This is a genomic window from Tahibacter caeni (assembly GCF_024609805.1).
GTDB lineage: Bacteria > Pseudomonadota > Gammaproteobacteria > Xanthomonadales > Rhodanobacteraceae > Tahibacter > Tahibacter caeni.
This window is the reverse complement of sequence record NZ_JANFVR010000007.1, coordinates 17,748-41,344: the sequence shown is the minus strand read 5'-3', so window position 1 is coordinate 41,344 and position 23,597 is coordinate 17,748. Positions and strand designations below refer to the sequence as shown.

The window sequence follows — 23,597 nt, the reverse complement described above, 5'->3', positions numbered from 1 at the left end:
GATCGGGTCGCAGCCGCGGCGGTGGACGGGGTGTCGCCGATCGAAGCGGCCGCCCCGGCGGGAGGGCTGGCCGACTGGAGCGGCCGCCGTCGCGGCGGGCAGGTGCCGCCGGTCCGGAGCGGTCGCTGCGGCCCGGAGCCGCGGCCCAGGCCTGTCGCGGAGCCGGGCTTTTCCCGGCGCCGCGACGGTTCAGGCCGTCAGGAAGCCGAGGTCGGCGACCGGGAAGTTGATCAGGTTCGGGAAGATCGCGGCCAGGTCGTTGCTCCCGGTCACGCCCATCCAGCGCGCGAGCGTCGCCGCCATCTGGTCGACGCTCGTCGACGGAATGGTCTGGCCGCGAGAGAAGCTGATCGCGTTGTTGAGGGTCTGGTCCGGGAAGGTGCCGTAGAGCCGGCCGCCGTTGACCGCGCCGCCCATGACCAGCTGCACGCCGCCCCAGGCGTGATCGGAACCGTTGCCGTTGGAGCTCAGGGTGCGCGCGAACTCGCTCATCGTGAACGTGGTCACCTCGTTCTGTGCGCCGATCTCGCCGAGCGCGGTCCAGAACGCGCCCAGCGCCTGCGACACGCGGTTCAGCAGCGCGCCGTGGCCGTTCTGGTTCGTCGCCATCAGGCCGTCGTGCAGGTCGAAGCCGCCCATGCGCACGTAGTAGATCTGGCGCTGGTGCCGGATCTGGCCGCCGGACTCGCGCGAGATCTTGATCATGCGCGCGACCATCTTGAGCTGGTCGGCCAGCGAGTTGCCGGTCGGGAACGTGGTCGTCACGTTGCCCGAGCCGTCGGTCGCGGTCAGCGCGGAATTGACCAGGTCGTAGAGGTCGCGGCCGCGCTTGAAGGTGCGCGCGTATTCCTGGGTCAGCAGCGACGGATTGCTGGTGTCGGCCAGCAGCAGGTCGAGCGCGCCGGCGCGCTGCGAGCCGTAGGTGCCGCCGGTGCTGCTGGCCGAGTTGTAGATGTTGCTGAGGCCGGTCAGGCCGCTCGAGGACATCTGGTACGGAAAGGTGCTGTCGCCGACTTCGAAGCGGTTGGAACCGGCCAGCGAGATGCACGGCGACAGGGCCTGGTTGACGTTGTTCAGGCGCGTGCGGTCGGCGACGAGGCCGCCCCAGCCGGTGCTGCTCGCGGTCGTGCGCGCGAGGTGCCAGAGGTTCTCCTGGTCGTTGTGCGAGTACAGCTGCGGCGGGCGCAGGGCCGGCGTGCTGTTGTATTCGGTCTTCGTGATCGGGCGGATCAGGGTGCCCACGTTGGCGATGAACGCGAGCTTGTTCGCGCGGTAGATCGTCGCGAGGTCGGCCATGCCGGTCGGGTAGGTCGCATTGCCCGGGTTGACCGCGTACTGCGCGCCGGTCGCGCTGTCGGTGATCTGGAATTGCGCGGTCAGTGCCGCGCGGTCGATGCCGAGGCCGCCGGCGTTCGTGTTCGCGTTGTAGACGCCGCCGCGCGCGGCGGCGTAGACCGCGTGACGTGCCGTGTCGTACGGAAGCAGCATGTTCCAGGAATCGTTGCCGCCCGACAGGTAGACGCAGACCAGCGCGCGGTAGCCGTTGACCGTGCCCTTGTCGGCGGCCAGGGCCGAGTTCACGAGGCGCAGCTGCGGCAGCAGCGCCGAGGCGCCGCCGGCGCAGAGCGTGAGGCCGAGCTGCTGCAGGAAGCGCCGGCGTTTGAGTTCGTTCTGTTTCATCGCGGCGGTCCTCAGCGTTGCGTGGCGAATTCGGGCGACATCGCGGCGACCTGCAGCAGCGAGCGCGCTTTCTCGCTCGCCGATGCGCCGTTCATGAAGCTCAGCATGTTGATCAGGGTCGTGCGGGTGTTGCCGGTCATCTGGCCGTAGAACATGCGCTTGTTGACCTCGTCGACCATGGCCGTCGGCGTGGCGAGGTTGACGAGCACGCCCACGTCGATCAGCGGCCGGTCGGTCGGCGGATTGCTCATGCCGACGTAGTAGCGGAAGGTATAGTCGGCCAGGCTGTTGGAGATCGTGTAGGTCGAGCCTTCGTTGATGATCTGCATTTCCGGCGCATAGAGATTCGCGTCGGCGATCGCGCCCGGGTGCTGGTAGTCGGGCTCGTAGAAATTGAATACGGTCGGTGCGCCGAGCGGCCGCTGGCCGTAGACCGGCAGCGGGTTGGTCATGCCCATGCGGATCTCGCCGTAGGCGGTCGCTGCGGGCAGCTGGAAGTTCCAGGCGCGCAGCACGGCGGTCAGGCGCAGCAGCGGCTCGCGGACCTTGCCGAACGTGGCCGGCGGGTTGGCCGCGCGCGCCTCGGGATCGAGCAGGATCTGCCTGACGACCGCGGCGAGGTCGCCGCGCTCGCCGTCACCGTTGTTGTTGAACTTCTGCGCGACGCGCGTGATGTAGGCCGGCGACGGGTTGCTCGTCGTGAAGCGCTGGATCAGCTGGCGCGCGATGAACGGCGCGACGTTCGCGTGCGAGGCCAGCAGGTTCAGGCCGTCGCGCACGTCGACGGCGCAGGTCTGGCCGGCCGGGAGCGTCGTGCCGCCGACGACGACCTTGGCCGTCGTGTCGTGCTCGGTCGCGACGCAGGACATCGGCAGGTAGGTGTTCGTGCCGCCGAACAGGTTCGTGCCGGCATTGTTGTAGGCGAAGCCCGTGAACACCTTGGCGTAGTTGCTGATGACGTTCTGGTCGTAGGTCGGTATCGGCTGGCCGCCCTGCAGCAGCGGCGAGTAGTCGAGGTTGCGCTCGACCAGGCCGATCGAGAACAGCTGCATGACTTCGCGCGCGTAATTCTCGTCGGGTTCGCGGCCGGTGGCCGCCTTGCGGTTGCGGAAATGGCTCAGGAACTTGCCCATCGACGGGTTGTAGGTGACCTCGTCGAGCAGGGTGCGGTAGTAGCCGAACGCGTTGCGCGCGAGCAGGTCCCAGTACTCGCTCATCTGGATCGGCTCGCCGCTGATCGCGCCGTTGCTGTCGGAGATCACGAAGATCTGCGACAGCGCCCAGGCCGTGCGCTGGCGCAGCTGGTCGGGGCCGGTCACGGCGGTGTGGAACCAGCGGCTAAGGCGCTGGTTCTGGCCGATCGTGTCGCCGGTGCCGGCCGCCGTCATCGCGGCGCTGACGGCTTCCATGTGCGGCCGCGCCGCGGTCATGGCGACCTGGTTCATCTGCTGGTCGATCCAGGCCGAATAGCCGATCTGGCGGACCTTGGCGACGTCGGCCTGGGTCGGGCCAAATGTGGCCTGGGTCAGGAAACGGGCCGCTTCCCCGTCCGTGGACGGAACGTCGGTCGGTGCTTCGAAACCGGACTTGAAGAAGGTGCGCGCCTGCGCGGCAGGCACGGCGAACGCGACGCACAGCAGCAGCGCGCCGCAACGACGGATCAGAGACATGGCGATTTCCCCGGAGCTGGCGTGCGCACGATACGCAGAGCCCGCATCGGGCTTCGTGATCGCGCGCACGTGCTCGATGAAACGCCGCTGAACGGTAGCAGTTGACCTACCCTGCGGTAGATAACCTGACGGCGTGCGGCAGGCGGCTTTCCCTCAGCGGCACACAGTGACAATTCCGGTCGCCGCGGCCGTGTTTTGTCACCTGCATGACGGCCCGGCCGGCGGTGCCGCGCGCACGCCTTCGCCCGCGCCGGTGCGCATTTCAGCGTGCGCCTTGTCTTCGCCGGGTCGCGCGACGGCACAGGGCAGACAATCGCGAGCAACGCCGTTGACGTTCATGAACGGCCTTCGTTGCCACTGCGCGCCGGTCGGCACGACGCAACGCGCCCGTGTCGAGGTATCGTCGCGCGGCTGCGCGCAGCGATCGACGACGCCGGTGCGCGGAGTGGCGGTGTCATTGCCGCGGCGTTTGCCGTCGCGTTTTTTTACAAATTCGGATTCGCGTCGTCCGCGCATCGAAGACGTCGGCACGCAGCGGAAAATTTCGCGCGGCGCCGCGGAAAAACAGCGGAAACGGCGCATGCGAGTGGGGAAAAATACGCGTCATTCGTCGCCGGCGCGGACAGATTTCGTCACGATTGGCTACATCGTTTCCCGTAGCCACTCACAGATCGAGACCCTATCATCGTTGTATGAACTTCCGTTCCGCCGCGCTTCAGTCTTCGTCTCTGCACGTCGTCATCGTCGAGGACGACGTGGAGCTGCGCGACGCGATTCTCGCCCCCGCACTGCGCGCCGACGGCTGCCAGGTCGTCGGCGCCGGTAACGCGGCCGAGCTGTACCGCGCGATGCTCGAGCGCGTGCCCGATGTCGTCGTGCTCGACATCCGACTGCCGGACCAGAGCGGCTTCGAGGTCGCGCGCTATCTGCGCGAGAGCTCCGACGTCGGCATCGTCATGCTGACCGGCCGCGTGACGACGGCTGACCGCGTGCGCGGCCTCGATCTCGGCGCCGACGCCTATCTGACCAAGCCCGTCGACGCGGCCGTCGTCTGTGCGACGGTACGCAGCGTCGCGCGCCGGCTCGCCCCGGCCGATCGCAACGGCGGCGCCTGGGCGCTCGGCGCCGACGGCTGGCGCCTGATCGCGCCGAACGGCGTGACCGTCGATCTCAGCGCGACCGAGCGCATGCTGCTGCAGCTGCTGTTCGCCGAGGCGAACACGACGGTGCAGCGCGAAACGCTGATCGCGGCGCTGGCCGACGACGCCAACGCCTTCGATCCGCATCGCCTGGACATGGTCATGCACCGGCTGCGCCGCAAGCTCGCCGAGGCCGGCATGCCGGCCCTGCCGCTGCATACGGTGCGCGGCGTCGGCTACGTGCTGGTGCCGCGCGGATGAGCGGGAGCGGATGAAGCAGGTGTAGCAACGACGGGCCGCGGGGTGCGGCGAGTCGATCGATCGGACAGGAACACGGCAAACAGGGGAGTGGACATGTCTGAAGGTTTCATGGTCGCGCGCGTCTGGCGCGGCTGGCTCAATTGGCTGCGCGACGTACCTGCCGCGGACGAAGTGGACCGGCGCAACGCACCGACCCTGCAGGTCGTGCTGCTGATGCTGGCGCTGCTGCCGCCGCCGCTGTGGTTCTACCGGATCTTTCTCAACGACCTGCCGTGGCGCGCCTCGGAAACTCCGAGCCTGATCGCGAGCCTCGGCCTCAGCGTGTTCGCGGGCGTCTGCGTCGTGCTGATCCGCAAGGGGCGCGTGCAGCTCGCGCTGCGACTGCTGCTCGGCGCCGTCGCCGTGCTGCTGATGCATGCCTATGCGAGCCAGGGCATGATGTCGAACTCCTACGAGCAGCCCGTACAGGTCGCCTGGCTCGTCGTCGCCGGGCTCATGATCGGCCGGCGCGCGCTCTGGCTCATGTATCTCTGGATCGTCGGGGCATTCGCGGCCGGCACGATCGTGGACATCGACAAGGCGGCGACCGCGGACTCCTGGCACGGACTGACCTTGTTCGCCGTGGTCTGCGCGATCGTGTTCCTGTTCGTCGCCGTCGTCGTCGATCGCAGCATGGCCGCGCTGCGCGAGAGCCTGGCCTCGGCGCGGGCCCGCGGCGACGAACTCGCGCGGGCCAAGACGCGGCTCGAAGCGGAGATCGTCGAGCGCGAACGCCTGTACAACCAGCTCGTGCATTCGCAGAAAGTGGAAGCCGTGGGCCGGCTCGCGGCCGGCGTCGCGCACGATTTCAACCATCTGCTGACCCTGGTCCTCGGCTATGCGGCGCGCGGCATGGCCGCCGGCGACGAAGAGCAGATGCGCGGCGCATTGGCCGGCGTCGAATCCGCCGCGCGCCGCGCGAGCGCGGTCAGCCGCAAGCTCACGACCTTCAGCCACCGCGGCGATGCGATGCCCGAGGTGTTCGACGTCGGCGCGGCGCTGACCGAGATGCAGCCCATGCTGCATCAGCTGTTCGGTCCCGACGTCCGCGTCGCCTACGAACCGCCGGCGTCGGCGCAGCTCGTCCGCATGGACCGCAGCGAATTCGAGCTCGTCGTGCTGAACCTCGCCGCGAACGCGAACACCGCCATGCCCGAGGGAGGCCGCTTCGGCATCGTGGTGCAGGCGCTCGGGCCGGCGCGCGTCGCGCTGTCGTTCAGCGACACTGGCCGCGGCATGGACGAGGCCGTGCGCCGGCGCGTGTTCGAGCCGTTCTTCACGACCAGCGCCGACGGGCAGGGCAGCGGTCTCGGGCTCGCCGTGGTCAGCGAGATCGTGTCGGTCTGCGGCGGTCGCCTCGACGTCGACAGCAGCCTGGGCAACGGAACCACGTTCCGCATCGAGCTGCCGCTTGCCGACGCGCAGTTCGACGCGTCCGGCGCGATGCCGCTCGCGGCGAACGTCTGATGCAAACGCAGCCTGTGCGGCGGGCTGCGCGAGAAAAATAACAATTGCAACGCAACGCCGGCGAGCAAGGCGCCGGCGCTGTGCTGCGGTCTTGCCGTCGCGCGCCGCATTCGCGATGCGGCGCGATGGTGCTCTGACGAATCGGCGTGTTTCCCCGGCGTTTTTGCTGGTTTTCCGCTACAGCGGAAGGGCCGCGCCGTGTTCGCGCGCCGGGTCGCGGCGTTCGCGCAGGCAACGTCACGCGTGAGATTGCGTGAGATTGCGTGAGCGCGCGCGCATGGCCCGTCACGGCGGAATTAACGATCCTTGCGCCCGATATCGCTGCTAACAATGCGGCGATTGTTGCAACTTCACTGAGGGACTGATTTATGCCGTCAACTCAAGCGGCCGGGAGTGTTCCGACACACCGGCGACGTCGTGGTCCGCGCGCATGGCTCGCGCTGCTGGCATTGCCGATCTGCATGTCGGCCTTCGCCGAAGGCAGCCGCACGCTGTATCCGAGTACCTACAACGCCGCTGGTTCGCGCGGCGTCATGGACGCCAGCAACGCCACCAATTTCGCCGGGGTCGCGGCGGGCAACCAGTTCCTCTACGTCTATGCGCGCGCCGGCGAATACATCCTGCTCGGCTCGCGCAACCGCAGCAACGGCGGCGACATCTTCGTCTACAACCCGCAGTCCTTCGGCCCCAAGGGATCGGAAACGATTCCGGGTACGGCGAACTTCAGCTGCAGCAGTCAGTCCGGTGCCGGCACCATCGCCTCGCGCCTGCAGGAACTGGCGGGTCCGAACAGCGCCAACGGCTCGTTCACGGTCACCGACGGCTTCACGCCCTGTTCGTACGTGGCGCCGACCACCGGCATCTACGGTGTGCGCTTCACCGGTGCGACCGGCGGCGGTGCGACCAACAATGCCTCGGTCGCGACGCCGCAGATCCTGCAGAACAACCTGACCTCGGCCTGGGACGTGACGGTGCGTGCGGACGCTTCGTCGCTGGTCGATCTGAACGGGCGTCTGTTCACCTATGCGTGGACGATCTACAACAACGCCAACGGCCGTCAGCTCTTCAACGATCTGTACTACGTCTCGCTCGACGGCTACCGCTACCGGCAGAGCTTCCGCGGTCTCGATCCGAACCGCGCGGCATTCTACGCCAACGCCGCAGGCTTCATCGACACCAACGGCTCGGCGCTGTACCACGACTACCGCGGCGCGAACGCCGCGGCGACCGGCGGCCCCTCCGGCACGGCCGGCGTGACGGCGCAGCCGCCGCAGTATCCGATCTTCTTCAGCGACGTCTCGCCGACCGGCCCGAACAACACCGAAGTCAACCGCGTGCTCAGCGCACTGGCGATTCCGGCCGTACCGGCCGCGCCGCAGCTGAACTCGCCGACCTTCGTCGGCAACCTCGGCGGCAACAGCTCGACCTATTCCACGGGCGGCATCTTCACGTTCAACACCGTCAACACGCTGACCTATGAAATCGTGGTCAGTCGCGACGGTGTGGACTTCGACCCCGCCAATCCGCTGAACCGCGTGCTGACCGGCATCGCGCTGACCGGTACGCACAGCGTGCTGTGGGACGGCCGCGACAACAGCAACACGCCGTTCCCGGCCGGCAACTACACCTTCCGCATCACCGGCCGCAACGGCGAAATCCATTTCCCGATGGTCGACGTCGAAGGCAACGTCAAGGGCGGCCCGACCCTGGCCAAGCTCAACGGCTCGCAGGACACGACGGTCTATTACGACGACCGCGGCCATCGCGCGGCCAACGGCTCGCTGATCGGCGTGCTCAACGGCCATCTCTGCGGCGCCGGCAGCGCGATCGCCCAGCCGGTGCCGAGCTATTCGCTGCTCGGCGTCGATTCGGCCAACGCCAACCTCGGCGGCACCGGCAACTACTACCGTTCCTGGGGCGGTTCCAACGACAACAATACCGACTGCAACAACAGCGCGAACGAGTATTTCGGCACGGCCAAGGGCCTGGATCTCTGGGCGCTGGAAAAGACGCCGCAGTTCAACGAGCCCGTCGTCATCGTGCCGCCGACCACCGGCGTCGACGTGACCACGCAGGTCAGCGTCAGCTCCTCGGTCATCAGCGGCGGCACGGCCTACGGCAGCTTCGTCTTCAGCAACGCCGGCGACACGACGGCCACCGGCGTGTCCTACACGGTCGCGCTCGGCAATCCGGCGACGCCGACGACCTGCCCGGCCGCGGTCACGTTCTCCCTCGTGCCCGGCGGCGTCACGCCGACCTATAACCCGGCGCCGACCTGCACGATCACGTTCACCGGCATGTCGACGAGCCTGACCCCGGGCCAGTCGCTGACGTTCAACTTCAACTACGTCGTCGCGCCGACGAACCCGGGTCCGATTCCGATCACGACGACGATCGCCGCGACGAACGAAACCGCGGGCGCGCCCGCCCCGAACACGGCGACGGCGCAGACCCTCGTCGCCAAGCCCATCATCGACGTCGTCAAGAGCTCTACGCCGGCACCCGGTTCGCAGGTCAACGTCGGCGACACGATCACCTATACGCTGGACGTCACCGTCGCCAATGCGCCGCTGACCTCGACCCTGACCCTGGCCGACGCGCTCGGCACGGGCCTGACCTTCGGCAGCGTGACGAGCGCCGGCAGCTTCAGCTGCAGCGGCAGCCTGACCTGCACCCTGCCGTCGGGCACGGCGACCGGCACGTATTCCGTCACCTACACCGCGACCGTGAACAGCTCGGCCGTCGGCAGCGTCGCCAACAACGTCGTACCGAGCGGCGGCGGCGGTACCAACCCGCCGACCTGCGGCCCCTGCAGCGTCACGCACAACCTGCCGCCGCCGGTGATCTCGGTCGCCAAGACCTCGAACCCGGCCAGCGGCACGGCCGTGTCCACGGGCCAGACCATCACGTACACCCTGACCGCGACGGTCACCGGCGGCACCTTGAGCGCACCGCTCGTGCTGACCGATACGCTGAGTGCGAACCAGACCTTCGGTACGGTCACGAGCGCGGGCGCCTACACCTGCACGGGCTCGGTGCAATGCACCTTGCCGGTCGGCACGGCGCCGGGTACGTACGCGGTCAGCTACACCGCGACGGTCAATGCGAACGCGACCGGCACGGTCGGCAACAACGTCGCGGCGACGGGCGGCGGCGGCAATCCGCCGACCTGCACGACCTGCAGCACGACGCATCCGCTGACTCCGGCCGTCACGGTCGTCAAGACCTCGAACCCGGCCAGCGGTGCGTCGGTCTCGGCCGGCCAGACGATCACCTACACCCTGACCGCAACGGTGACGAATGCGGCGCTGAGCGCGCCGCTCGTGCTGACCGATACGCTGAGCGCGAACCAGACCTTCGGTACGGTCACGAGCGCGGGCGCCTACACCTGCACGGGCTCGGTGCAATGCACCCTGCCGGTCGGCACGGCGCCGGGCACGTACGCGGTCAGCTACACCGCGACGGTCAATGCGAACGCGACCGGCACGGTCGGCAACACCGTCGCGGCGACGGGCGGCGGCGGCAATCCGCCGACCTGCACGACCTGCAGCACCACGCATCCGCTGAGCCCGGCCATCGCCGTCGTCAAGACATCGAACCCGGCCAGCGGCGCGGCCGTGACGGCGGGTCAGACCATCACCTATACGTTGACCGCAACGGTGACCAACGCCGCGCTGACGGCGCCGCTGGTGCTGACCGACACGTTGTCGGCGAACCAGACCTTCGGTACGGTCACGAGCGCGGGCGCCTATAGCTGCACGGGTTCCGTGCAGTGCACCCTGCCAAGCGGCACGACGCCGGGCACGTATGCGGTCAGCTATACCGCGACCGTCAATACGAATGCGACCGGCACGGTCGGCAACAACGTCGCGGCGACGGGCGGGGGCGGCAACCCGCCGACGTGCACGAGTTGCAGCACGACGCATCCGCTGAACCCCGCCGTCACGGTCGTCAAGACCTCGAACCCGGCCAGCGGCGCGGCCGTCTCGGCCGGCCAGACGATCACCTACACCCTGACCGCGACCGTGACGAATGCGGCGCTGAGCGCGCCGCTGGTGCTGACTGACACCTTGAGTGCGAACCAGACCTTCGGCACGGTCACGAGCGCGGGCGCGTACTCCTGCACCGGCTCCGTGCAGTGCACCTTGCCGAGCGGCACGACGCCGGGCACGTACGCGGTCAGCTACACCGCGACGGTCAATACGAATGCGACCGGCACGGTCGGCAACACCGTCGCCGCGGCCGGCGGCGGCGGCAACCCGCCGGACTGCACGAGCTGCAGCACGACGCATCCGCTGAACCCGGCCGTCACCGTGGTCAAGACCTCGAATCCGGCGAGCGGCACGGCCGTGATCCCGGGCCAGACCATCACCTATACCCTGACCGCGACGGTGACCAATGCCGCGCTGACCGCGCCGCTGGTGCTGACCGACACGATCAGTGCGAACCAGACCTTCGGTACGGTCACGAGCGCGGGCGCCTACACCTGCACCGGTTCCGTGCAGTGCACGTTGCCGAGCGGCACGACACCGGGCGCGTACGCGGTCAGCTATACCGCGACGGTCAATGCGAACGCGGCCGGTTCGGTCAACAACAACGTGACCGCAACGGGCGGCGGCGGCAATCCGCCGACCTGCACGACCTGCAGCACGACGCACCTGCTCGATCCGGCCGTCAGCGTGGTCAAGACCTCGAATCCGGCCGGCGGCACGGTGGTTTCGCCGGGCCAGACCATCACCTATACGTTGACGGCGACGGTCACGAACGGTGCATTGACCGCGCCGCTCGTGCTGACCGACACGATCAGCGCGAACCAGACCTTCGGTACGGTCACGAGCGCCGGCGCGTACACGTGTACCGGCACGGTGCAGTGCACCTTGCCGATCGGCACGTCGCCGGGCACCTACGCGGTCAGCTACACCGCGACGGTCAATGCGAACGCGACCGGTTCGGTCAACAACAACGTCGTCGCGACGGGCGGCGGCGGCAGCAATCCGCCGGACTGCACGAGCTGCGGTACGACGCATCCGCTGAACCCGGCCGTCACGGTCGTCAAGACCTCGAACCCGACCAGCGGCACGGTAGTGACGCCAGGCCAGACCATCACCTACACCCTGACGGCGACGGTCACCGCCGGTTCGCTGAGCGCGCCGCTGGTGTTGACCGATACGATCAGCGCGAACCAGACCTTCGGTGCGGTCACGAGCGCGGGTGCCTACAGCTGCACCGGTTCCGTGCAGTGCACGCTGCCGAGCGGCACCGCGCCGGGCACGTATGCCGTCAGCTATACCGCGACGGTCAACGCGAACGCGGCCGGCTCGGTCGGCAACAGTGTCGTGGCGACCGGCGGCGGCACGAATCCGCCGGACTGCACCTCCTGCAGCACGACGCATCCGCTGGATCCGGCCGTCACCGTGGTGAAGACCTCGAATCCGGCCGGCGGCACGGCCGTGCTGCCGGGGCAGACCATCACCTACACGCTGACGGCCACGGTCACGAACGGCACCTTGACCAGTCCGCTGGTGCTGACCGACACGATCAGTGCGAACCAGACCTTCGGTACGGTCACGAGCGCGGGCGCCTACACCTGCACGGGCTCGGTGCAGTGTACCCTGCCGAGCGGCACGACGCCGGGCACGTATGCGGTCAGCTATACCGCGACGGTGAACGCGAACGCGGCCGGCTCGGTCGGCAACACGGTCGCGGCCACGGGCGGCGGCGGTTCCAATCCGCCGGACTGCACGAGCTGCAGCACCACGCATCCGTTGAGCCCTGTCGTCGCCGTCGTCAAGACCTCGAACCCGGCCAGCGGCACGGCCGTGATCCCAGGCCAGACGATCACTTACACGCTGACGGCCACGGTCGCCAACGGCACGTTGACGGCACCGCTGGTGCTGACCGACACGATCAGCGCGAATCAGACCTTCGGTACGGTCACGAGCGCGGGCGCGTATACCTGCACGGGCACGGTGCAGTGCACCCTGCCGAGCGGCACGACGCCGGGTACCTATGCGGTCAGCTACACCGCGACCGTCAATGCGAACGCGGCCGGCTCGGTCAACAACAACGTCGTCGCGACGGGCGGCGGCGGCAGCAATCCGCCGGACTGCACGACCTGCAGCACGGCGCATCCGCTGGATCCGGCCGTCACCGTGGTCAAGACCTCGAACCCGGCCAGCGGCACGGCCGTGATCCCGGGCCAGACGATCACCTACACGCTGACGGCCACGGTCGCCAACGGCACGTTGACGGCACCGCTGGTGCTGACCGACACGATCAGCGCGAACCAGACCTTCGGTACGGTCACGAGCGCGGGCGCGTATACCTGCACGGGCACGGTGCAGTGCACCCTGCCGAGCGGCACGACGCCGGGTACCTATGCGGTCAGCTACACCGCGACCGTCAATGCGAACGCGGCCGGCTCGGTCAACAACAACGTGACCGCGACGGGCGGCGGTGGCAGCAATCCGCCGGACTGCACGACCTGCAGCACGACGCATCCGCTGAATCCGGGCATTGCGGTCGTCAAGACCTCGAACCCGGCCAGCGGCACGGCCGTGCTGCCGGGCCAGACCATCACCTACACGCTGACGGCGACCGTCGTGAACGGCGCGCTGTCCGCACCGCTCGTGCTGACCGATACGCTGAGCGCGAACCAGACCTTCGGTTCGGTCACGAGCGCCGGTGCGTACACGTGTACCGGCACCGTGCAGTGCACCCTGCCGAGCGGCACCGCGCCGGGCACGTATGCGGTCAGCTACACCGCAACGGTCAACGCGAATGCGACCGGCACGGTCGGCAACGTCGTCGCGGCCACGGGCGGCGGCGGCACGAACCCGCCGGACTGCACCTCGTGCAGCACGACGCATCCGCTGGACCCGGTCGTCACGGTCGTAAAGAGCTCGAACCCGGCCAGCGGCGCGGCCGTGGCCGCCGGCCAGACGATCACCTACACGTTGACGGCGACCGTCGCGAACGCGGCGCTGACCGCGCCGCTCGTGCTGACCGATACGCTCAGCGCGAACCAGACCTTCGGTGCGGTCACGAGCGCCGGCGCGTACACCTGCACCGGTTCCGTACAGTGCACGTTGGCTAGCGGCACCGCGCCGGGTACCTACGCGGTCAGCTACACGGCAACGGTCAACACGAACGCAACCGGCACGGTCGGCAACACCGTGGTTGCGACGGGAGGCGGCGGCAGCAATCCGCCGGACTGCACCTCGTGCGGCACGACGCATCCGCTGAACCCGGGCATCGTCGTCGTCAAGACGTCGAATCCGGCCAGCGGCACGGCGGTCTCGGCCGGCCAGACGATCACCTACACGGTGACGGCGACCGTGGCGAACGCCGCGCTGAGCGCGCCGCTCGTGCTGACTGACACCTTGAGCGCGAACCAGACCTTCGGTTCGGTCACGAGCGCCGGCGCCTACAGCTGTACCGGTTCCGTGCAGTGCACGTTGGCTAGCGGCACCGCGCCGGGCACCTATGCGGTGAGCTACACGGCAACGGTCAACACGAACGCAACCGGCACGGTCGGCAACGTCGTCGTCGCGACGGGCGGCGGCGGCAGCAATCCGCCGGACTGCACGAGCTGCAGCACGACGCATTCGCTGAATCCGGTCGTCAGCGTGGTCAAGAGCTCGAACCCGGCCAGCGGCACGACCGTGACACCAGGCCAGACGATCACGTACACGGTGACCGCGACCGTCGCGAACGCCGCGCTGACCGCGCCGCTGGTGCTGGCCGACACGATCAGCGCGAACCAGACCTTCGGCGCGGTCACGAGCGCGGGCGCGTACACCTGCACGGGTGCCGTGCAGTGCACGTTGCCCAGCGGAACCGTGCCGGGCACGTATGCGGTCAGCTACACCGCGACGGTCAATGCGAACGCGACGGGCTCGGTCAACAACAGCGTGGCTGCGACGGGCGGCGGCGGCACGAATCCGCCGGACTGCACGAGCTGCAGCACGACGCATCCGCTGCAGGCCGACGTGCGCATCGTCAAGACCCTGAGCAGCGAGAGCGGCAGCGTGGCCGGCGTGGCCGAGCCCGGCGAGACACTGGTCTACACGATCGCGCTGAGCAACAGCGGCGGCGCGGCGGCGCAGAACGTCGGCGTGACCGATCCGCTGGATCAGAACGTGGTCTTCGTCAGTGCGAGCAACGGCGGCGCGGCCAGCGGCGGCAACGTGCTCTGGTCGGGCCTGACCGTGCCGCCGGGCGGCAACTTGAACCTGACCGTGACGGTGACCGTGGCCGACCCGCTGCCGGCCGGCGTCACGCAGGTCGTGAATCTCGCCTATGAGACCGGCACGACACCGCCGAACTGCAGCAGCATGCCGCTGCCGCCGGAATGCGTGACGATCCCGACCGCGGCGAACGTCGCCGTGACCAAGGCGCTGAGCGGCGAGAGCGGCGCGCAGCCCGGAGTGGCCGAACCCGGCGAGACGCTGACCTATACGATCACGCTGGCCAACAGCGGCGGCACCGCGGCGACGAATGTCGGAGCCACCGACCGCATCGACGCGAACACGAGCTTCGTCAGCGCCGACAACGGCGGCACCTTCGCGGCCGGCCTCGTCAGCTGGAGCGGCCTGTCCATTCCCGCCGGCGGCAGCCTGCAGCTGACGGTCGTCGTGCAGGTGGCCAGTCCGATTCCGCTCGGCGTGAGCCAGGTCGCGAATTTGGCCTACCTGACCGGCACCACGCCGCCGGCCTGCCCGCCGGCCGGTCCGCAGTGCGTGCTGACGCCGACGGAACAGTCGCCGCGCCTGCAGGTGACCAAGACGGTCAACACCACGACCGTCGCGGCCGGCGGCACGGCGACCTATACGGTCACCGTGACGAACGTCGGCACGATCCCGGCCAACAACGTGATCGTCGACGACGCGCTGCCGGCCGGCATCGTCGGCTTCATCTGGACCTGCTCGGGCAGCGGCGGCGCGGTCTGCCCGGCGGCCAGCGGCACGGGTGCGCTGTACCAGACCGTTCCGCAGCTGCCGGTCGGCGCGAGCCTGATCTACACGATCACCGCGCAGATCTCGGCCACGGCCAGCGGCAACCTGCTCAACACGGTCGTCGTGTCGCCGTCGTCGAACACGGTGTGCATGCCGTCCGGCCAGCCGGGTCCGTGCAACGCCTCGGTGCCGCTGGTCGTGCTCGGCAGCACGCCGGTGCCGGCACCGGCGCTGGGCTGGTTCGCGATGCTGCTGATGATGCTGGCTCTGGCCGCGCTGGCCTGGCGCCAGCACGAGCGGCGCATGAGCTGAGCGCGCGCATCGCCCGCCGCCGCGGCGGCGGGCGATGATGCGGCGGTCGCTACGGTGGGCCGGCGTCCGCGACTGGTGGACGTCTGGAAGGATCGATAAAGCGACATTGCGCAATGGTCCGCCGGAGGCGGCCGTTGCAAAAAGGAAAACCCGGCGCCTGCATCAGTCGCCGGGTTTTTTGTTGCCGTCTCTGCCGCGGCGGCGTCGGACGTGCGCCGCGGCGCAGCGGTCCGCGGCCGCTTACATGCGGAACACGCCGTAGCGCTGCGGCTCGATCGGCGCGTTCAGGCTGGCCGAGATCGCAAGGCCGAGCACGCGGCGCGTGTCGACCGGATCGATGACGCCGTCATCCCAGAGGCGCGCGCTCGCGTAGTAGGGGTGGCCCTGGCGTTCGTACTGCGCGCGAATGGGCGCCTTGAACGCGTCTTCCTCGTCGGTGCTCCAGGTGTTGCCGGCGGATTCGAGGCCGTCGCGGCGCACCGTCGCGAGCACCGAGGCGGCCTGCTCGCCGCCCATGACGCTGATGCGTGCGTTCGGCCACATCCAGAGGAAGCGCGGCTGGTAGCCGCGGCCGCACATCGCGTAGTTGCCGGCGCCGAAGCTGCCGCCGATGATGACGGTGAACTTGGGCACGTGCGAGCAGGCCACGGCGGTCACCATCTTGGCGCCGTCCTTGGCGATGCCGGCGTTCTCGTATTTGCGGCCGACCATGAAGCCGGTGATGTTCTGCAGGAACACGAGCGGAACGTTGCGCTGGTTGCACAGCTCGATGAAATGCGCGCCCTTGAGCGCCGATTCGGCGAACAGGATGCCGTTGTTCGCGACGATGCCGACCGGATAGCCGTGGATGTGCGCGAAGCCGCAGACCAGGGTCTTGCCGTAGCGCGCCTTGAACTCCTGGAATTCCGAACCGTCCACGATGCGCGCGATGATCTCGCGGATGTCGAACGGGCGCCGTGTGTCGACCGGCACGATGCCGTAGATGTCCTCGGCGGCGTAGGCGGGCTCGCGCGGTTCCGCCACGGCGACAGGCAGCTGCTTGCGCCGGTTCAGATGCTTGACGATGTCGCGCGCGATCGCGAGCGCGTGCGCGTCGTTCTCGGCGAAATGATCGGCCACGCCGGACACGCTGGTGTGCACGTCGGCACCGCCGAGCGATTCGGCGTCGACGATCTCGCCGGTGGCCGCCTTCACGAGCGGCGGGCCGCCGAGGAAGATCGTGCCCTGTTCCTTGACGATGATGGTCTCGTCGCACATGGCCGGCACGTAGGCGCCGCCGGCCGTGCACGAGCCCATGACCACGGCGATCTGCGCCAGCCCGGCTCCGCTCAGCCGCGCCTGGTTGTAGAAGATGCGGCCGAAATGTTCCTTGTCCGGGAACACCTCGTCCTGCAGCGGCAGGAACGCGCCGCCGGAATCGACGAGATAGACGCAGGGCAGCCGGTTCTCGAGCGCGACTTCCTGCGCGCGCAGGTGCTTCTTGACGGTCATCGGGAAGTAGGTGCCGCCCTTGACGGTCGCATCGTTCGCCACGACGACGACTTCCTGGCCGTGCACGCGGCCGATGCCCGTGATCACGCCGGCGCAGGGCGCCGCGTCGTCGTACATGCCGTGGGCGGCCAGCGGTGACAGCTCGAGGAACGGCGAACCCGGATCGAGCAGCGCGCGTATGCGCTCGCGCGGCAGCAGCTTGCCGCGCTCGGTGTGCTTGCTGCGCGCCTTCTCGCCGCCGCCGAGCGCGGCGCGCGCCATCTGCGTCTGCAGATCCTCGACCGCGGCGCGCAGCTGGGCGGCATTGGCCTGGAATTCGGGACTGCGGGAATCGATCCGGGACTCGAGGACGGTCATGCGCGTGCGCCGAAGGGAAACAGGGCGCGCATGTAAGCACAGCGCGCCGGCAATGGGAAATCGCGCCGGACCGTGCGGCGGCGGTTGCCGCGCGCGTCGGCGAAGGCCGTGAGCGCCGCACGGCGGCCGTCGCCGCGGCGGCCCTGTCGGTTTCGGGTGCCGGAGGGGGCGACGCTTTCGCGCGGGGCGCCGTTTGCCGGACGAACGGTCGCTGCGTTTTCCTCCGCCGAAATGCAAACCGGCCGCAGGAGCGGCCGGTTCGTTGCGTTGCTGCAGGAAGACGCGGCGGGTGGCCGGCGCTTGCGCTCGGGCGAGCGCTCAGTCCTTCTTGACGGCTTCCTTTGCCGCGTCCTTGGCTTCCACCGCGGTTTCCTTGATTTCCTGGCCGACGGCCTTGGCGCCTTCCTTGAGCTCGTGGCCGACTTCCTTCGCGCCTTCCTTGATTTCGGCGCCGGCGGCCTTGCCGGCCGCGAGCGCGTCGCTGGCGCCTTCCTTGACCGCCTGGCCGGTCTCGTTGGCCATGGTGCTGATACGGTCGCCGGCATCTCCGGCGGCGGACTTGACCTCGGCGGCGGCGTCCTTGACGGCTTCCTTCGTCGTCGCGGCGGCTTCGGCGGCGGTCTTCCTGGCTTCGTCGATCTTCTGCGCGGCGGCCTGCTTGGCCGCGTCGGCCTTCTGCTGGGCGGCCTGCTGGTCCTGCGCGCTGCAGGCGGCGAGGCCGGCGATCAGGGCCAGACACAATACGATGCGGTGCGGTTTCATCACGGGATTCTCCTCCAGGGGCCGGTGGCGCGGCAGTATTGAGCCGGAGGCGGGCTCAGGCAAGCGTGTGCCTCGCGAGAATGTGTATTCGCCGCTGCGGCCGCTGCGGAGCGCGCCGCGGCGGCGCGCTCCGCTTTCCTTCGTTTCGGCCGCGGATCAGGCCAGCTCGATCGCGATCGCGGTCGCTTCGCCGCCGCCGATGCACAGCGACGCGACGCCGCGCTTGAGGCCGCGCTGCCTGAGCGCATGGATCAGCGTGACGACGAGACGCGCGCCGCTCGCGCCGATCGGATGGCCCAGCGCGCAGGCGCCGCCGTTGACGTTGAGCTTGTCGTGCGGAATGCCGAGCTCGCGCATCGGCGTCATCGCGACGACGGCGAACGCTTCGTTGACTTCGAACAGGTCGACGTCGGCGACGCTCCAGCCGGCCTTCTTCAGCACGTTGCCGATCGCGGTGACCGGCGCGGTCGTGAACCACTGCGGTTCCTGCGCGTGGGTCGCGTGGGCGACGATGCGCGCGAGCGGCGCGAGGCCGCGGCGCGAGGCTTCGTCGGCGCTCATCAGCACGGTCGCGGCCGCGCCGTCGGAAATGCTCGAGGAGGTGGCCGCGGTGATCGTGCCGTTTTCCTTGCGGAACGCCGGCTTCAGCGAGGCGATCTTGCCGACGTCGCACTTGGCCGGCTGCTCGTCCGTCGCGTATTCCACCTCGCCCTTGCGCGTGGCGACCTTGACCGGAACGATCTCGTCGGCGAACGCGCCGCTGGCCTGCGCGGCCAGCGCGCGGCGCACGGTCTCGGCGGCATAGGCGTCCTGCTCCTCGCGCGTGAAATGGTACTTGTCGGCGCACTGTTCGCCGAACACGCCCATGGCCTTGCCGTCGTAGGGATTGGTCAGGCCGTCCCAGGCCATGTGGTCGACGGCTTCGAAGTTGCCGTAGCGGTTGCCGCTGCGCGAATTCGGGATCATGTGCGGCGCGTTGGTCATCGACTCCATGCCGCCAGCGACGGCGACCGTCGTGGAGCCGGCCTTGATCGAGTCGTGGGCCAGCATGATGGCCTTCATGCCCGAGCCGCAGACCTTGTTGATGGTGGTGCAGGCCGTCGCGGTCGGCAGGCCCGCGGCCAGCGCCGCCTGGCGCGCCGGCGCCTGGCCGAGGTTGGCCGGCAGCACGCAGCCCATGATGACTTCGTCGACGTCGTCCGCGCCGACGCCGGCGTGTTCGAGCGCGGCCTTGATCGCGGTGGCGCCGAGGGTCGGCGTCGGGACGCCGCTGAACTGACCGAGGAATGAACCGATGGCCGTGCGCTTGGCGCCGACGATGACGATATCGGACATGAAACTCTCCGGGTAGCGTGAAAGAGGGGCGGGACGTAGCGGTGCCGGGGCGCCGAACCGCCCGATTATGCGCCGGCCTGTTGCGCTGCGGCAATTGAACGGGAGATCTTCCGCAGCGGTTTTGCCGGGTTCCGCGCGGGGCTGGCGGAACCGGCCAGCAATCCGGCGGAATTCGCCGCCGCCGCGGCCGGTCGTGAAATGCGGCGTCGGTTGTGCCGTTGCAAGGTCGCGGCTAGCCTCGGCGCATGCGCGGCAGGGGGAAAACACGCGTGTCCTCGCGACTGCCGGAGCAGGCCCGGCGGTTCGCCGCCGTGCTGCTGGCGGTTTTCCTCGGCCTCGCCGCCGCCGCGGCGCGCGCCGACGACGCACCCGGCGTCGACACGGTGCGCTTTCGCACCTTCAGCACCGAGGACGGACTGTCCCAGGCCACCGCGCGCGCGATCGCCCAGGACAGCAACGGCTTTCTCTGGATCGGCACGCAGGACGGCCTGAACCGCTTCGACGGCCACGTCTTCCGCATCTATCGCCACGACCGCACCGACCGCTGGTCGCTCGCGCAGAACCACGTCTGGGCGATGCAGCCCGACCGCGACGGCAGCCTCTGGATCGCGACCCAGGGCGGCGGGCTCGGCCGCTACGATCCGGACCTCGACCGCTTCGACAACTTCCTGGCCGATCCCGCGCGCAGCGACGCGCTCGCCGCGAATCACGTGACCGCGCTGCTGCTGGACCGGCGCGAACGCCTCTGGGTCGCGAGCGTGGCCGGCCGGCTGCAATGGTTCGATCGGGCGCAGCGCCGCTTCAGCGACCTGCCGCTCGGCGCGCTGCCGGCGCTGCGCATGGTCCGCGCGATGGCGCAGGCGCGCGACGGCAGCGTCTGGCTCGGCACGCATGACGGCCTGCTGCATCTCGCCGAGGACGGCGCCACTCGGCTGCCGTTGCCGGCCGAGCTGGAGCACCTCGACATCTTTGCGCTCGCCGGCGCCGCCGACGGCACGGTCTGGGTGGGCACGGCCGACGCCGGCGCGCTGCAGATCGGCGCCGACGGCCGCATACTGCAGCACCTGCGCCACGACCCGGCTGCCGCGCCCGGCGACAGCCTGCCCGACGACGCCGTCCGCGGCTTGCTGCCCGACGCCGACGGCAATGTCTGGATGACCGGCTCCAATCGCGGCCTCATGTACTACGACGCGGCGCGCGGGCACTTTTCGCTGTATGCGCACGACGACGCGCGCGACTACTCGGTCGCCGGCAACCGCCTCTGGGGCCTGCTGCGCGAGCGCAGCGGCCTGCTCGTCGTCGGTTCCTGGGTCAACGGTTTCAGCATTCACGATCCGCGCACGCGCGCATTCACGCAGGTCGACGCGGTCGCCGGCGACCCGCGCGCGCTGCCGTCGCGGCCGGTGCTCGCCGTGCATGCGGATGCCGACGGCACGCTCTGGGTCGGCCTGATCGACGGCGGCGGCCTCGTGCATTTCGATCTGCAGCGCGGCGTGCTGCGCCGCTACGCACACGATCCGGCCGACCCGGGCTCGCTGTCGCACAACTTCGTGCAGTCGCTGACGCGCGGCCGCGACGGCAGCCTCTGGGTCGCGACGGTCGGCGGCGGTCTCAATCGCCTGCGCCCGGGCAGCGGGCGCTTCGAACGCTACCGCCACGATCCGGCCGATCCGGGCAGCCTCGCCGCGGATGCGCTCGTGTTCGTCGACGAGGATTCGGCCGGCACGCTCTGGGTCGGCACGCTCGATCACGGCCTCGACGAACTGTGCAGCGGCTGCAGCACGTTCCGGCATCACGTGCACGATCCGGCCGATCCGGCCAGCCTCGCGGGCGACACCGTCAACGGCGTGCTCGAGACCCGCCGCGGCGCGTTCTACCTGGCCTATCGCTCGGCCGGGCTCGGACGGCTGGATCGCGCGAGCGGCCGCGCCGAGAGCCTGCGCACGCGCGAGGGCGATCCGCAGGCGCTCGGCAACGATTCGATCTCGGCGCTGCACGAGGACCGCCAGGGACGCATCTGGGTCGGCATGCAGGGCGGCGGCGTCGCGCTGCTCAACGACGAGCAGGCGGCGACGCCGACGTTCCGCGCGTTCGGCACGCATCAGGGGCTCGCCGCCGATGCGGTCGGCGAGATCGCCGAGGACGCGCAGGGCCGCCTCTGGGTCAGCACGACGGTCGGCATCAGCCGCATCGATCCGGTAACGGGACAGATCCTCAACTTCGGCCGCCGCGACGGCACCCTGTCGCGCGGCTACTGGGCGCGTTCGATGGCACAACTGCCCGACGGCCGCATCGCGTTCGGCGGTCTCGACGGCATGACCGTGGTCGATCCGGCCGCAGTGGATCCGGCGCCGGCGCAGCCGCCGGTCGTGACCAACCTGCTGCTCAACAACGTGCCGGCCGCGCTGCGCTGGCGCGACGCGCAGTCGCCGCTGCGCCGCAGCCTCGTGCGCGGCGGCGTCGTCGAGCTGGCCTACGACGCCGACAACGTCACTTTCGAATTCGTCTCGCCGTATTTCTCCGGCGCCGAGTCGCTGCACTACGCCTACCGTCTCGACGCGCACGACGCGCAGTGGATCGAGGCCGATCATCGCCGGCGCTACGCGACCTATACCGACCTGCCGGCCGGCAATTACAGCCTGCACGTGCGCGTGCGCCGCGACGGCCAGGACTGGCTCGAGCAGCAGGGCTCGGTCAGCATCGTCGTCGGTGCGGCGCCGTGGGCCTCGCCGTTCGCGTTCCTGCTGTACACGGCCGTCGCCGGCCTGGGCGGCCTGGCCGTGCTGCGCCGAGTGCGCCACGCGCGGCGCGTGCGCGAGCAGGTGCAGGAACGCATACAGCTCAGCGAGCAACGCCTGATGCTCGCCCTGACCGGCAGCGGCAGCGAACTCTGGGACATCGACCTGCCGAGCGGCCGCATGCATCGCGAGAACCGCATGGAGCACGTGGCCGCGACGGCCGAGGCCGCGGAGCAGACCCTGGCCGGCTTCCGTCCGTTCGTGCATCCGGACGACCTGGCCGATTTCGAGACCGCGCTGGCCGAGCATCTGCGCGGCCGCAGCAGCGTGTTCGAAGCCAGCTACCGCACGCCGGACCGCGCGGCCGACTGGGTCTGGCTGCTGACGCGCGGCCGCGTCGTCGACCGCGACGCGCAGGGCCATGCGCTGCGCATGAGCGGCATCACCCAGGACATCACCGCGCTCAAGCGTGCCGAAGAAGCCCTGCGCGCGTTGAACGAGGAGCTGGAGCTGCGCGTGGAGCGGCGCACCTCGGACCTGCGCGCGGCCAACCTGGAGCTGCGCCATGCGCTGGACCGGCTGACCCTGACCCAGCGCCAGCTGCTCGAATCGGAGAAGCTCGCCTCGCTCGGCGGCCTCGTCGCCGGCATCGCCCACGAGATCAACACGCCGCTCGGCGTCGGCATCACCGCGGCCTCGCATCTGGCCGAAGAGGCGACGCGGCTGTCGCGGCTGCTGCACGAGAACCGCCTGGGCCGGCGCGATCTCGACCAGTTCCAGCGCACGGCCTGCGAAAGCGCCGAGATGATCCTGCGCAACCTGCGCCGCGCCGACCGACTCGTGAAGAGCTTCAAGCAGGTCGCCGTCGACCAGTCCACCGAGGACCGCCGCGTCGTCGAGCTCGGCGCGTGCCTGACCGAGATACTGACGACCCTGGGACCGGCGCTGAAGAAGACGCCGCACAAGGCCGAACTCGTCTGCGCGCAGCCGGTCGTCTGTGAAACAGCGCCGGGCGCGCTGTACCAGATCGTCAGCAATCTCGTCATGAACTCGCTGATCCATGGCTTCGGTGATGGCCGTCCGGGCCGCATCGTCGTCACCGTCGCGCGCGACGCGGACGGTATCGTGATCGAATACCGCGACGACGGTGTCGGCATGGACGAGGCCACGCGCGCGCGCATCTTCGATCCGTTCTTCACGACGCGCCGCGGCCGGGGCGGCTCGGGACTCGGCATGCACATCGTCTACAACCTCGTGAGCCAGTCGCTCGGCGGCGCGATCCAGGTGGACAGCGCGCCGGGGCAGGGTATAGACGTGGTCATCCGCTTCGCGGCGTCGACCGGCGGCTAGCGTCCTGTCCCGCAAATACGGCGAAGAAATTGCGTGGCG

At 69.4% G+C, this 23,597-nt stretch carries 10 protein-coding genes; 4 read left to right on the top strand and 6 right to left on the bottom strand.

The annotated features are described in order from the left end of the window. Window positions 1–189: 189 nt before the first annotated feature. The 3 genes from NON22_RS01545 to NON22_RS01535 form a co-directional block, all read right to left on the bottom strand. Window positions 190–1,680 (bottom strand): DUF1501 domain-containing protein, encoded by a 1,491-nt coding sequence (locus NON22_RS01545; protein WP_257385132.1) that lies wholly within the window; start codon window positions 1,678–1,680, stop codon window positions 190–192. Between the two features lie 11 nt (window positions 1,681–1,691). Next, the gene (locus tag NON22_RS01540; RefSeq protein ID WP_257385131.1) at window positions 1,692–3,350 is read right to left on the bottom strand and encodes a DUF1800 domain-containing protein; all 1,659 of its coding nucleotides are present in this window, start codon (window positions 3,348–3,350) and stop codon (window positions 1,692–1,694) included. A 198-nt stretch (window positions 3,351–3,548) separates the two neighbouring features. Beyond that, window positions 3,549–3,932, bottom strand: coding sequence for a hypothetical protein (locus NON22_RS01535; protein ID WP_257385130.1), 384 nt, complete (start codon window positions 3,930–3,932; stop codon window positions 3,549–3,551). Window positions 3,933–4,042: 110 nt separating this feature from the next. On the opposite strand from NON22_RS01535, the gene NON22_RS01530 reads away from it, so the two are divergent. The 3 genes from NON22_RS01530 to NON22_RS01520 all read left to right on the top strand — a co-directional run bounded on the left by NON22_RS01530 (window position 4,043) and on the right by NON22_RS01520 (window position 15,525). After that, window positions 4,043–4,750, top strand: a complete 708-nt coding sequence (locus NON22_RS01530; RefSeq protein WP_257385129.1) for a response regulator transcription factor — start codon at window positions 4,043–4,045, stop codon at window positions 4,748–4,750. A gap of 93 nt (window positions 4,751–4,843) precedes the next feature. Continuing rightward, complete coding sequence (locus tag NON22_RS01525) at window positions 4,844–6,256, top strand: sensor histidine kinase (protein ID WP_257385128.1); 1,413 nt, start codon at window positions 4,844–4,846, stop codon at window positions 6,254–6,256. 461 nt (window positions 6,257–6,717) lie between these two features. Further along, window positions 6,718–15,525, top strand: coding sequence for a hypothetical protein (locus tag NON22_RS01520; protein ID WP_257385127.1), 8,808 nt, complete (start codon window positions 6,718–6,720; stop codon window positions 15,523–15,525). 240 nt (window positions 15,526–15,765) lie between these two features. Here the strand turns inward: NON22_RS01520 and NON22_RS01515 are convergent, their stop codons facing one another. The 3 genes from NON22_RS01515 to NON22_RS01505 form a co-directional block, all read right to left on the bottom strand. Beyond that, a complete protein-coding gene (locus tag NON22_RS01515) occupies window positions 15,766–17,373 on the bottom strand; it encodes a carboxyl transferase domain-containing protein (protein ID WP_257385126.1) in 1,608 nt (535 codons plus the stop codon). A 318-nt stretch (window positions 17,374–17,691) separates the two neighbouring features. Continuing rightward, entirely contained in the window at window positions 17,692–18,135 is a 444-nt protein-coding gene (locus NON22_RS01510; protein WP_257385125.1) for a hypothetical protein, read from the bottom strand. A gap of 156 nt (window positions 18,136–18,291) precedes the next feature. Beyond that, the gene (locus NON22_RS01505; protein WP_257385124.1) at window positions 18,292–19,470 is read right to left on the bottom strand and encodes a thiolase family protein; all 1,179 of its coding nucleotides are present in this window, start codon (window positions 19,468–19,470) and stop codon (window positions 18,292–18,294) included. Between the two features lie 269 nt (window positions 19,471–19,739). Here NON22_RS01505 and NON22_RS01500 point away from each other — a divergent pair, with 269 nt between their 5' ends. After that, window positions 19,740–23,558 (top strand): two-component regulator propeller domain-containing protein, encoded by a 3,819-nt coding sequence (locus NON22_RS01500; protein ID WP_257385123.1) that lies wholly within the window; start codon window positions 19,740–19,742, stop codon window positions 23,556–23,558. Window positions 23,559–23,597 lie beyond the last annotated feature (39 nt).